The following is a 15253-nucleotide window of genomic DNA, read 5'->3' on the forward strand; positions in this document are numbered from 1 at the left end:
AAAAAAGTAACGACCTAATACGGTATGATATAAACGTATATATTCAAATAGCTATAGTATATGAAATTAAAAACTTTACAAATAATTTTCTTGTTTTTTGTTGCGTCCTATTATCTACCTTCGAATGTACAAGGTCAATCGGTCATTGGAGGAGAACTGTCGTACAGATATTTGACAATCAATACTTATGAAGTTACATTGGATGTTTATGCTGATTGTAAGCAATCTATCTTGAGTGGTGCCCAAGTCGTTTCTTGGCGAGATTTAAGTTGTGGTGTTAGCGCCAATTCATTTACGGTAAATTTGGCTTCAGGGTATCCTAAAGATGTTTCTCCAATTTGTTCAGATTCTGTTAATGCTTGTAATGGGGGGCAATTTATGGGGCGACATCACTATCGGTATACAGGAGTTCTATCATTGTCAGGAGGATGTAGCAATGTATTGATGTCTTGGGCATATCAGTTTAGACAGAATACAATTAATACGTTATCATCACCAAGCACTCAACCATTTTACGTAGAAGCAAGGTTTGATGGGAGTCTCACAACTCCTAACAGTGCTCCCCAATTTATATATGCTCCTCTATTTTTTAGCTGTAGAAATAAGCTAATCAATTATAGCTATAAAGCAATTGATCCAGATGGAGATTCCTTAGCGTATAGTTTGGTCAATTGTCGTCGGGCAGCATCTACAAATGTTAATTACGTAGCTCCTTACAATGGACTCAATCCTATTAATACGTCTGGACCATCTCTTACAATAGATAATAAAACAGGAGCCATTCAGTTTAATTCAGCATCTAATCAAGATGCGCCTATTTGTGTTTTGGTTCAAGAATATAGGAATGGGGTTTTAATTGGGGGGCGTGTTAGAGATGTTCAACTTAGAACCCGAGGCTGTTCACATGTATTGCCCACTTTGTCAGGAGTTAATAATACAACAAATTATCAAACTTCGGCAACTATTAATACGCCATTAAATTTCTTTGTAATTGGAAATGACTTAGGAAATCTCTCTCCGAATATTAATGTGACCATGCGTTATGATAATACGGTATCTGGTGCCACATTCTCAACGACTCCAGCAACAGCTTTTGGACCAGATGCTGTGCGAGGTGATTTTAACTGGACACCTGCTGTGGGAGATCAAGGAGTACATACATTCACAATTTATGTTGATGATAATAATTGTCCTAGAATAGGGACTCGAATTATGACTTACCGAGTTAATGTATTGCCCGCTCCGCCTAGTCCTGTTACAACTAGTCCAGATACAAGTATTTGTTTAGGAGACAGTGCTCGATTAAATGCATTGGGGGCAGGACCTAATCCAACGTATCAGTGGGTACCTAGCACAGGATTGTCCAATCCTAATATTCCTAATCCTAAGGCATCACCAACAAGTACAACGACATATACCGTAACAGCCAACTACTCAAATTCAACAAGTGCTAGTAGCCAAGTTGTTGTGACCGTCAATCCTAGACCTGTTGTCTCGATTAGTGGGCAAACCGATGCTACTTGTTCCAATACGAATGATGGAACAGCAACAGCAATTGCAACAGGAACAATTGGTCCTTATAGTTATCAATGGGATGCTGGAGCTGGTAATCAAACAACAAGCACTGCTGTTAGCTTGTCACCAGGAACTTATAAAGTGGTGGCACGAGATGCAAATACTTGTAAAGACAGTGTTTTTGTGAATATTGGGGCACCAAGCCCAATTCAAGCTTTTGTAGTTAACTCTACCAATATTCTTTGCCATGGCGATTCTACAGGAAGTATTACCGTAGGTGGCTCTGGAGGTGTACCAGGATACACTTACCTTTGGGATGCCGCAGCGGGAGGACAAACGACAGCGACTGCAATTAATTTGAAAGCAAATGTCAACTACTGCGTTACAGTAACCGATCAAAACGGTTGTTTTGATGTTACTTGTCACACATTGACAGAACCTACAACGCCAGTCTCTGTCAATGCGATTGTTTCATCGAATTATAATGGAGCTAATATTAGTTGTTTTGGTGCAGCTGATGGAGAGGCGAGTGCTTTATCAAGCGGCGGTGTTGGAGGCTACAGTATTTCATGGAACACAGGAGCAACAATACCTACTGTTATTGGAGGTGCTGGACGATATATTGTGACGGTAACAGATGCTAATTCTTGCTCAGCAGTTGATTCTGTAGACTTATTTAATCCACCTCCTTTGAATGTTAACATCACAAATATTGTACACGTAGTTTGTTTTGGCGATTCTACAGGAGAAGCTACAGGAGCAGGTAGTGGCGGTGTAGGTAATTATACTTATAATTGGAGCAATGGTCAAACGGGACCAACAGCAGTTGACTTACGAGCAACAAGTACACCTTATATTATTACGGTTATAGATGATAATGGTTGTACGACGAGTGATAATGTTTTTATAACACAGAATCCAGCAATAGCTGCGCCCGACATTCAAGCCGTAGATACGATGGTTTGTATTGGAGACACAATTCGTTTAACAACGAATACAGTTGGAGATATTCGATACCATTGGGCTGGTCCTAGTGGATTTAGATCTAATCTACAGTCACCAACTATTTTTGGTGCAACTTCTGTCCATGAAGGTGTTTATTTTTTAGAGGTAGAAGATACTATTACGGGGTGTTTTTCTGAAGATACTTCTTTGTATATAGAGGTCAATAGACCTCCCAATCCACCTTCTATTATCGGTGGGGGAGTTATTTGCGATGGCAGTACCATTCGTATAGAAGATCAAAATTTGGTGTCTAATACGGCATTGTTGTGGCAAGGACCTGTTGTAGATCAAACAGGAACATTTAATTTTGTAGATGTTAATCCTGGTGATGCCAATTATCAATCTGGAATATGGACATTAGAATACACCGATACGTTAACTGGTTGTACCGCAACTTCAAATCCCTTGTTTGTTAGCCTTGTGCCAACGCCTCCGAGACCTAACCCTGTGATAAATGGTCCTGTCTGTGTAGGCGGGAGCGTTAGTTTGTCGGTACCATTTGTACTAACAGCCAATGTAAACTGGTATGAAAATCCTAGTAGGGTTGGGGGACCAATTTATTTTGGTAATAATGTAACCATCCCAGGAATAACAAGTGACACAACATTTTATGTAGAATACAGCACTCCTAATTGTAGGTCTCAAATGGGGTTGGTAAATGTAGTGGTTAGTCCTAATCCCCCTAGACCAGATATATCTCCAGATATGACGATTTGCGAAGGCGACTTAATTTATTTGTACACAACCGTAAATGCAGATACATTTCGATGGAGCCACCCTAACCATACCTTGCCAAACCAACAAACCATTTCAATCACTCCTAGTGTCTTAGCTGACTCGGGGATTTATACCTTATCTATTGTTGATACGAATGGCTGTACTTCACCAGATACATCGGTTCATGTGACCATTAATGCCAATCCAATTGCCCCATTGGCAGAGACGAATAGCCCTATTTGCCGTGGAGAAGATTTAGAATTATATCATTCTGGTGGCTGTTCTCAAAGTGTTTGGTTGGCACCCAATGGAGCAGCCATTTCAACCTCTTTAGATACGCTAACGTTGTTGTCTACAGATCCAAATTATGGAGGCGGAAACTGGCGTTTTATATGCGAAGACATTCTAACAGGATGTGTTGATACGTCTAATTTCGTTAACGTTCAAATTGACCCTAGTCCACCTTTTGTTAATGGCTTTAATAATGGTCCTGTTTGTATGGGGGACGAAGTTCGCCTAGGGGTTCCTTTGGTGAATGGAGCAAATTATAATTGGTTTAGTGATTCATTATTAACGATACCAACAATTCCCGGTACGGGACCCAACCCAACGGTTCCTAATATTACCACAGATTCTATATTCTATGTAGAAGTGAGCATAGGAAATTGTTCTTCAATAGGGCGTACATTAGTTCGAGTACATCCTGTTTCTCCTAAGCCTGATGTTCCTGCGGATTTCGAAATATGCGAAGGAGATACATTATCAGTAACTACATCTACTGTTGCCAATCGTTATCAATGGATCTTGCCGTCAGGAGGGACTGTTAACAATAGAACAGTTAGAATTAATAATGCGACCCCTTCAAATGGAGGTACTTATACGCTATCAATTGTAGATACCAATAATTGTAATGTACCTGATACGACCGTGTATGTTACGGTAAATCCATTACCCAATCCCCCTTCTATTTCAAGCAATCCAATATGTGATGAAGATTCGTTAATATTAGTTGCTTCGGGTACTTGTGGTGCAATTGAATGGACTGGTCCTTCGGGGGTATCATTTATAGCGGGAGATACCCTTGTTGTTCTTCCTGGAACGCCTAATTATCAAGATGGAGGGAATTGGACAGCTTCTTGTATAGATACGGCAACAGGTTGTCAGTCTTTGTTGTCGAATCATATAGCACGTATTCGCCCAATCCCTTTAAAACCAGCTATAAATAATGATGGACCTGTATGTTTTGGCGAGTCGGTTGAATTGAGTACTCCAATAGTAGCTGGAGCCTCTTACAGATGGTATGATCAAGATTCTATTCTATTTATAGGACCAGGAAATATTATAGATATTCCAAATATTACGAGTGACACCATCTTCTTATTGTCTATAGAGTTAAATGGTTGTACCAATTCCGATACTACTCACGTGAGTATTTATACTCAACCTAATCCCCCAATTCTGCCCGATACAATAGAAGTTTGTGAATTTGATACCTTGGAATTGAGCACGCCAACGTTACAACCTGTTTATGAATGGACAGGTCCAAACGGATTCAATTCGACTCAACAAGAACCACTGATATATCCTGCTACATTAGCAGACAGTGGATATTATGTCTTAGTTGTAGAAGATGCCAATGGTTGTCCTTCTGAAGCAGATTCTATACAGGTAATTATTCATAGATTACCAGCTGCTCCGAATATTACAGCTCAAACTACTGCTATCTGTGATGGAGATACCCTATTTTTGGCATCCGATAGAATTTGTGACGAATTAATCTGGGAAGGTCCCTCAGGAGCTACTTTTGTTGGTGGCGATAGTATTTTTATAGATAGTTTTGATGTAAATTATCTGGATGGAGACTGGACCGTATTGTGTGTGGATACTGTTACAGGTTGCTCTCAAATATCCAATACGTTGACAACAACAATAAAACCTCTTCCAAGGCAACCTATTCTTGCTAATAATAGTCCTATTTGTGTAGGAGACACTGTCGATTTAAGTATGTCTTTGGTGGCAGGGGCTTTTTACCAATGGTTTGCTTTTGATAGCACTAGAATTGACACCGTGTCAAGCATCTCCATTGGCGGCTTAGAAAATGATACCATATTTTATGGTGTTATTGTAGTGAATGGTTGTAGTAATTTTGATACGACTCATGTAACTGTCCATTCAAGACCAGCGACCCCTAATGTATCTGTACAAGATACGGTTTGTTCCAATTCGTTTATTCAATTTGTTATCAACCCTCCGAACCCCGCAGGAACCATCTATGATGTAACGGGACCCAATGGCTATTCAAGTAGTGGCACAAGCACGACACCGTTCGTTTTTCCAATAGATACGAGTGCAACAGGAATTTACACCATCAGCGCCACCGATGGAAATGGATGCGAATCCTTGGATACTGCTATGTTTATTTTGGTTAATCCAACACCTAGCATCCCTACAATCACAGGAACAAGCCTTGTTTGTCAAGGAGATTCAATACGTTTAGAAGGTGGTAGTTGTGACAGCTTGGTATGGAGCAATTTATCGTTCTCTGTCGTCTTATCAACCGTCAATAATCCTTCATTGGTCATAGGACCAGGAATGCCAGGATACGACCCCTCTAATCATTGGCAAGTAAGGTGTTTTGATCGGTCGACGGGTTGTGAATCTAACTTTTCAAATCCGTTTAGAGTAGATGTTAATAATCCACCTTCAGGTGTTACTCCAACCAATGATGGTCCTATTTGCTTTAATGGTAACGCAACCTTATCGATTGCTCAACAAAGCAATCCTTCTACGTATATTTGGTCAACAGATTCTTTACTGACAGATACAGTAGGTACAGGAACGGTGATAGTGGTTGATAGTTTGACAAGCGATACCACTTTTTATGTGGAGGTAAAAGATGCGTTTGGATGTAGTACGATAGGTTCAACACAAGTATTGGTATACCCTGCCTTAGGAACTCCTGACATTGATGTATTAGATTCTGTAATCTGCGAAGGAGAGGATATTAACTTATCCGAGCTGAATTATTCTATTGGTCACGAATGGATGGGACCCAATGGTTTTGCTTCCACAAGTGCATCCCCTACACTTACAACCGCTACGCCTAGTCAAAGTGGGATTTATCGTGTATTTATAGTAGATGGGAATGGTTGTCCTTCACCTGTAGACTCCATTACAATTCTTGTACATGCCCTGCCAACAGCTCCTATCATTACAGGAGGGGGGAATGTTTGTGACGGAGATAGTATCTTGTTTAGCTCCAATACGACTTGTGATAGTACGGTGTGGGTGAGCGCATTAGATACCTTGTTAGGTAATGGGAATGTGCTGGGAATAAGTGATTTAGACGCAGGATATGGCAATGCTACTTGGCAATTATTTTGTTATGACACAATATCAGGATGTTTTGACTCTTCCAATGTATTAGGAGTCAACATAGTTCCAACACCATCTTTGCCGATTATTAACAACAACAATCCAGTTTGTTTTGGAGATAGTGCTATTTTAATCACCTCAACAGCATTTGGGGCTTCCAGTGTTTGGTATTCAGATTCTTTGTTAAACAATTCAATAAGAGTTGGAGACACACTAATGATTAATACCATCAGCAACGACTCTATTGTTTACCTTCGACAAGAAGCCAACGGGTGTTTTTCACCAGTTGCTATAGATACCATCATTGTGGCACCAGTGCCTTCAATTCCTAATATAGGAGCCGATCAAATTGTATGTCAAGGAGATTCGATTTACTTGACAACAACAACATTAGGAAGTACTTATTTTTGGACAGATTCTAGTGGTTTTACCTCCATTGAACAAAACCCAATTATCCCCAATGCAAGCTTGGTAAATTCAGGGACTTACCATTTGTTTTTAATAGATAGCAATGGCTGTGCTGCACCTAGGGTAAGCATGAAAGTAGATGTGAGCATACCACCTCCAACACCACTACTGTTCGGCAATGATACGACTTGTAATGGAGATACGTTGGTATTTGGAAGCAACAAACCTACGAATGTACGCATTGAATGGGTCACACCTAACAGTGATACCTTCCAAACAGATAGTTTGGTCATTATTACAAGCGATAGTATTTATTATCAATTTGGGCAATGGACCGTGATTTTTACAGATACCTTAACAGGATGCCAACGCAGCAAGGACACGATTTTTAGAATAGAAACAATACCTACCGCAGGAGCATTGTCAAATTCTGGTCCAGTCTGTATAGGGGACAGTGTTACGTTAAGTACTGCTTCAATAGCAGGAGCTACTAGCTATCTTTGGTTTAGGGGCGATACAACCATTGCCGATATAGGGCAAACGGTAGTGATACCTGATATTGTCAGTGATACTTTTTTTGCTTTAGTAGTTCAAACTGCTCTGGGATGTAATTATTTTATGGATACAAATATTGTTTTGGTACACCCGCCAAGTTCTGCGCCTCCTATAGATGTGGATACAACAAATTGTATTAATGATTTTATCCAATTTCAAACTAATCCAGCAACAAGTTATACTTGGACAGGACCAAATGGCGTGTTTTCTTTGCAACAAAACCCCAATATTGGTCCTGTGACTACTGCGGATGAGGGGCTATATACACTACAGGTAGTAGATGCTAATGGATGTTACTCTCCTGATACAAGTATTTTTGTGTATGTAAGCAATCCACCAGTAGCTCCAACGGCTAGTGCTCCGAGCCCAATATGTCAAGGAGATACTTTATTCTTAAACTCAACAGCAGGAAGTTGTGATTCAGCTTATTGGATTGGTCCTGGGAATCGTATTTTGCCTACAGCAAATGTTGTTATCTCATCAGATAGTAGTGCTTATGCAGCAGGAAATTGGCAAGTATTCTGTGTGGACACTTCTTCGGGATGTGAAATAGGGTCCAACATAGTTGCTGTTAGCATTCAAACCTTAGCTAGACCTAGTGCTATCAATAACGGTCCTGTTTGTTTGAATGATAGTGTGCGCTTGACAGCTAATTTTGTGTCAGGGGCAAGTTATCTATGGTTCTCCGATTCACTGAGAATGGATACAATTGGAAGGACACAAATTATTAGTGTAGATAGCATAACAACGGATAGTACCTTTTATGTAGTGTTGATTAATAGTAATGGTTGTGTTTCGCCTTTGGCTCAAACAACAGTTAATGTACATCCTTTGGCTCCTGCGCCAGGAATTGGATCAGATGTTCGAGTGTGTGAAGGAGAGGACATTCAGTTGACTGGACAATTTTCCTTGTTTGGGCATTCTTGGACAGGTCCCAATGGCTTTACATCGACACAGCAAAATCCAATTATATCCAATGCAACGTTATCAGATACAGGAACCTATACTTTTTCTATTGTTGGGTTTAATGGCTGTTTATCCGCAGATACGAGTTTGCATGTAATTGTAGATAGCTTACCTGATGAGCCAACGATAGGAGGTTTTGTGTATTTGTGTGCTAACGATACACTGTTCTTGAGTTCCGATAGCGTTACGACCCATTGCGATTCCGTAGAATGGATCGGACCCAATGGAGTCAACTATGCTGTATCTGGTCGAAATATCGCGATTCCTCCAGGCGACACGAATCATACAGGTGGTTTGTGGCGCATACGATGTATAGATACCTTGACAGGTTGTTTTAGCACCTCCAATTTTAGTTTGGTAATAATTGTTCCAAACCCAGATACACAAGCAACGGCAAGTGATGGACCTATTTGTGTTGGAGGAACTGTTAACCTAAGTACAGCTCCTATAGGAGCAACTACTAGTTATACTTGGTATGCAGATTCTACCTTAACGAATATAGCGGGCACAGGTACAAATCCTTCGGTATCTAATATTACTACCAATACGACATTTTATTTGGTAATAACCAATGGAGGTGGTTGTACATCCGACCCAATACCTACAGCAGTATCGACCTATCCATTAGCCAATGCCCCACTAATTGCTATAGATACTCAACATTGTGTAGGCGATTCAATTGTTTTCTCTACCCCAACAATAGCGGTCAATTATTTTTGGAGTGGTAGTAATGGCTTTGCTGATACTGTTCAAAATCCACTACTTACACCTAGTGCAACCGTATTAGATTCAGGTTTGTATAGCCTTTCAGTGATCGACTCAAATGGATGTATATCCAAGGATACCACGTTTAGAATTGTAATTAATAATGTTCCTTTGTCACCAACGATAGTCAGCAATAGCCCAATTTGTGATGGTGATACATTGGTCTTGAGTTCTAATGGTCTGTGTGGACAAGCTCAATGGATTGGTCCCTTAGGGAATAGCGCGGCTGTCTTGGGAACGCCAGGTGGCGGAAATAATTTATGGACGATAGGAACTACGACTACAATTCCACCGAATGATAACAGTTATGGCAATGCTACGTGGTATATGATCTGCATTGATACCATAACAGGTTGTCGTTCTACTTCTAATACCATAACCGTTGCGGTTGGTTCAGAGCCGAATATTACGAATATTTCTAATACAGGACCTATTTGTACAGGCGACACAGTAGCCTTATCAATAGCCGCAACAGTAACTTCAGGAACCCCCGTTATAACTTGGTATAGAGATCTTGCTTTGAATCAAGCGGAGGGTATTGGTGCCAATGTAACGGTTCCCAATGTTACAAACACGACAACTTTTTATGTCGAAGTATTGGATACCGCAACGGGCTGTACCGCACTAGATTCTACGGTTGTAACAGTTCACCCTGTCTCTTTAGCTCCGAATATGCCTGTGGATACGGCATTGTGTGAAGGAGATATATTAACCTTGTTTACAACGACATCAGCAAATAGTTATAGTTGGACGGGACCGAATGGATTTACTGCAAGTGTACAAAATCCTAATCCTTTTGCTGTAACAACCTTGGATTCAGGAACCTACTATTTGGTTGTTGTGGATAATAATAATTGCCCTTCTTTGCCAGGAAGTGTTGTGGTAGAGGTCAATCCCTTGCCGAATGCCCCAATTGCATCCAATAGTAGCCCTGGTTGTACAGGAGATTCTATCGTATTAATGGCTTCTACGATTACTGGAGCTACATACAATTGGTATAAATTGCCATTGGGTACCAGTATAGGGCAAGGGCAGAATTATACCTTAAATAACGTAACGCTAGCCGATACAGGAAGTTATTATGTTGTTGTGACTCTAAATGGTTGTACTGCACAATCGAACGCTACTACTGTAACGCTTTACAACAATAGCTCCGCAGTTGCTATAACGGGTGCTGATCAAAACTTGTGTGGCATAGATACAACGACGATAACAGCTACCATTCCTCCTGCCAACACAACTGGAGTCTGGACAACAAGCTCTGGAGCAACAATTGTAAATCCGACTGCTGCGACAACGTTTGTTGCTAACTTACCTATTGGCACGAATGTATTCTATTGGACATTGTCCAATGCAACATGTCCTAGTATTTCAACCGATTCTTTGATTGTTGTTGTTGCTCCTCAAAGTACGGATATTGCGAATGCAGGGGTAGATCAAAATTTATGTGGAATATCTACCACTACCTTGACGGGAAGTAATCCTACTTTGAGTAACGGTACTTGGACACAGTCGCCTGCACAAGCTGCTACGGGAGCAACTATTGGGAATATCAACGATCCATTAAGCCCTATTACAGGTTTGATTCCTGGAAATAGCTACACCTTTGTTTGGGAATTTGATAATGGTGCTTGTGGGATTCATTCGACAGATACCGTTGAAATTGATATAGCGGTGGCACCTAGTATTTCAGCTCAAGCAGGAGGAAATATTGTTACTTGTAGTCAAGATACATTACTCTTAAATGCGACTAGTCCATCCATAGGGACAGGGATTTGGACAACGAATACATCTGCTGTTATTATTACACCAAACCAACCGAATACTATTGTAACTAATTTACAACAAGATACGACCTTGTTTATTTGGACATTGTCCAATGGTGCTTGTGTCAACTATAGTGCAGATTCTATGTTAGTTATATTAGGAGGGGCGAGTCCAATTGCCAATGCAGATCATTTTAGTGTGGTACCAAGTAATTCTGCTATTGTGGTTAATGTTCGTACCAATGATGTTTTAACCAACAATTGGGACATTTATATCAACACACCAATGAACGAAGGGCAGATGGTGAACCTAAATAATGGCGAATTTGAATTAAATTTACAAGGAGTACTTAATAATCAGAGCTTTATTTACGAACTTTGCAATCCTGTTTGTCCTTCTAACTGTGATACAGCGTTGGTACTGTTGGATATTAGTCCCGTTTTGGACTGTGATATTCCTAATATTTTTACCCCGAACGAAGATGGGGTCAATGATTTATTTGAGGTGTCTTGCCTAGATAACGCACAAGTCGCAAAACTATTGGTCTTTAACCGTTGGGGAGATTTAGTTTATCAATCTGATCATTATCAAAATCAATGGAATGGAACTCATCAGGGAAGAGTCTTGCCTGACGGCACCTACTTTTATATTATAAAAATAGGTGATCAAGAACAAATACAGGGATCTGTAGAGTTACGACGGTAAGTTGGAGTAATGAAGTGAGAATTAAAAATTAGTGTGGTATTTGAATGAAGCGGACTAATGTTAAAACTAAAATGTAAGCAAAACGCATCAAAAATATGAGACGATATAGTTTCCTTTTTATAATAATTTGTGGGTGTTGGGCAACAGCTTGGGCGCAACAAGATGCACAGTATACCCAATTCATGTTTAACAAAATGTACTACAACCCTGCTTATGCAGGCAGTAAAAAAGTAGTTTGTTTATCTGCATTGTATAGAAAACAGTGGATTGGGATTGAACGAGCTCCCCAAACGGCTACCTTGAATGCACATGGAGCTGTATGGAAAAAGCGATTGGGTTTAGGTCTTTCTGTCACTTATGACCAAATTGGATTCACTGATAAAGTGGATATAGAGACGAATTATGCCTATATCATTCGATTTAAGAACGAAAACTTTTTAAGCTTAGGCTTGCGAGGCTCCATTTCATACATGCAAATTCGATGGGATGAAGCCGATCCTACGCAGTCTTTTGACAACTCTATTCCAGGAGGAATGACCAGTAAGGTTTTGCCCAATTTTGGAGCAGGAATTTATTATCAAGCCAAACATTGGTATGGAGGCTTGTCGGTACCGCATCTTTTTGAGAATAAGTTAGATTTTAGCACCAATACAACGGTTAATATTGAACCCAAACTTAAGCAACACTATTATTTAATGGGAGGATTATCTTTTGATATTGCCAAAAATGTACAAATACAACCCAATTTATTGTTTAAGTATGTGGTTAATGCGCCGTTGGATTTAGATATTAACTTAAGTTTTGTCTTTTTTCAAAAAGTTTTGGCAGGGGTAACGTACCGCTTGGGAGATTCGTTTGATATGATGCTTCAATGGAGAATTGCGCCATCGTTACAAATTGCATTTGCTTATGATATTACCGTTAGTCAACTGCAACAATACAATGCAGGAACCATAGAAGTAATGGTAGAGTATTGTTTTTTGAAGAAAACGGAAAAAGTAAATAATCCTCGATTTTTTTAACCATAATACGGTGTGACAAATTTTATTTTTGAATGAAAAATATAGTATACATAATTTTTATCCTATTCTTTACACCAACGCTTTGGGCACAAAAAAGTAGAGCAGAAAAACAATTTGAGTCCAAAGGCTACGGTGTGTATTTGGAAATGCAAAATAAGGAGGATATTGAAAAGCTAGATCGTCGAACATTGATTCGAATGGCCAAAAGTAGCCGAAAAATTGGCGATAGTCGTAGTGCAGAGAGATTGTACGGCATTTTGATAGAACAAGAAGATAATGAACCATTATTTCATCTATATTATGCACAAGCATTACAGACCAATGGGCGATATCTAGAAGCTAGAAATCATTTTAGGATTTGTGATGAGCAATTACAAGATAAAGCGAACGGTAAACCTTATGACCAACGTGCTAAAATGGGTTGGGAAGCTTGTAATCAAATTGCAGAATTGCGTTCTATTGGTCCTGTAGAACTCAAAAATGAAAAGGTGCTGAATTCTCCTAAATTAGAATTTAGCCCCATGTATTATAATGATGGAATTTTATTCGTTTCAACTCGTAACAAAACCGAACAGAGAGACCGTTGGTTGAACGATAATTACATGGATTTGTATTATGCCAAAAGAGCCGAAGATGGCTCGTTTGAAGAGCCTGAGTTATTTGCTGATGAATTAAATACGGAGTTGCACGAAGGTCCTAGTGTGTTTAGCAAGGATCAAAAAACAATTTATTTTACTCGAAATGATTTTTACAAAGGAAAACGAGGGAAAAGTAAGGATGGTACAACAAAACTAAACTTGTACATGGCTGACTTTGTCAGTGGAGAATGGACGAACGAACGAGAGTTTCCATTTAATAAGGCAGATGTAGATCAAGCACATCCAGCTTTGACCAAAGATGAAACGATTCTAGTTTTTGCAAGCAATGAGAAAGGCGGTTATGGAGGAATGGATCTTTGGGCATCTAGATTAAAGGCAGGGAAATGGCAGAAACCTGTTAACTTGGGATCTAGAATTAATACGCCTGGAGATGAAGTTTTCCCCTTCATTCACGAAGATGGAACGTTGTTTTTTGCTTCCAACGGTTGGTCTAGTTTGGGAGGGTTGGATATTTTTATGGCAACACAAGTTTATAACCACCCCGATTCTTTGTGGGAGTTTCCTTTCAATGTGGGCTCACCTATCAATTCACCTGGAGACGATTTTGGATTGATTATTAACCAAGATAAAACAGAGGGATATTATGCTTCTAGTCGAGATGGAGGTAGTGGAGAGGATGATTTGTATTACTTCAAAATAAAAGACGGTTTGGACGGAGTAGCGCCATTGCCAAGTATGAATATTGATGTTTGTATTTATGACGATGATTCTAGATTGCGTTTAGACAAAGCCAAAGTAAGTGTCAAACGAGACACAGAACGAGAAGAACCCGCTGTAGAAAGTATTACCAATGAATATGGATATACTACTTGTAAGTTAAGAGCAGGAGACCCTTATTTTATAGAAGTCATTCGCGAAGGTTATTTGACGGTTTCGGATTACTTTATTATGCCTAAAGATATAGATGGGTTAGATGAATATTGTATTGGTTTAACTAGAGACGGAACGATTGCCTTGGAAGAAGAGGTTGTTGTCAGTACATCAACTCGAAAAATGTACAATACAACAGACATTCCCCCTGTCAATTACATTTATGATCCCAATACACCACTGCCTCCTACGCACGTCAAAGGAAGAGTATTAAATGTGGAATACGATAAACCTCTACCTAAAACAAGTGTTATTTTATTAAACCGTTGTTCTGGTGAAGAATTGGTTATGGAAGTGGCAGACAATGGAGAATTTGGCTTCCCATTAGAATGTGGTTGTGAGTATGTCGTTAAATCTAAGAAAAATAAGTTTTTTGGCGATAATCAAGTAATCTCTTTGTTGACGGAAGATGATTGTAATAGAGGAATCGAACTAGAGATGGAAATGAAACCTAATTTTGATCGTTTAGGAGATCCCTTTTTGTTAACAAACAAAGAGGTGGAAAAATCTATCAAAGAGGGGGATGTTATTGAGCTAAAGAGCATTTTTTATGATTATGATAAATGGAATATCCGCCCAGATGCCGCCAGTGATTTAAAAGATTTGGTGGTTATTATGAATAAATATCCATCTATGGAAATAGAGCTATCTTCTCATACAGATACTAGAGGTTCTGATGCGTACAATCAAGTGTTGGCACAAAAAAGAGCAGAAAGCGCTAAGGATTATTTAGTTAAAAAAGGCATTGCAGCGAATAGGATAGAGGCAGTAGGCTACGGAGAGGAGCGCTTGAAGAATAAATGCACATTTTGCTCTGAATCTGATCATCAAGAAAATAGGAGAACAGAAGTCCTTATTACAAAGTTTGAAAAAGTTGAATAAAAATAATATATATCAATGCTCTAAAACCCGAAAGTCTGAAAA

Annotated in this window: 3 protein-coding genes; all 3 read left to right on the top strand. The window is 39.5% G+C overall.

Annotated elements, in window-relative coordinates; translation table 11 throughout:
- Positions 1-60 precede the first annotated feature (60 nt).
- Positions 61-11778: a gliding motility-associated C-terminal domain-containing protein gene (locus tag QP953_RS07000; protein ID WP_309554436.1), complete on the top strand. Its 11718-nt coding sequence runs from the start codon at positions 61-63 to the stop codon at positions 11776-11778.
- A gap of 95 nt (positions 11779-11873) precedes the next feature.
- Positions 11874-12800, top strand: coding sequence for a type IX secretion system membrane protein PorP/SprF (locus QP953_RS07005; RefSeq protein ID WP_052598254.1), 927 nt, complete (start codon positions 11874-11876; stop codon positions 12798-12800).
- 32 nt (positions 12801-12832) lie between these two features.
- On the top strand, positions 12833-15211 hold the full coding sequence (locus QP953_RS07010) for an OmpA family protein (protein WP_052598253.1): 2379 nt from the start codon (positions 12833-12835) through the stop codon (positions 15209-15211).
- The last annotated feature ends 42 nt before the right edge of the window (positions 15212-15253 follow it).

Source organism: Aureispira sp. CCB-E, from assembly GCF_031326345.1.
GTDB lineage: Bacteria > Bacteroidota > Bacteroidia > Chitinophagales > Saprospiraceae > Aureispira.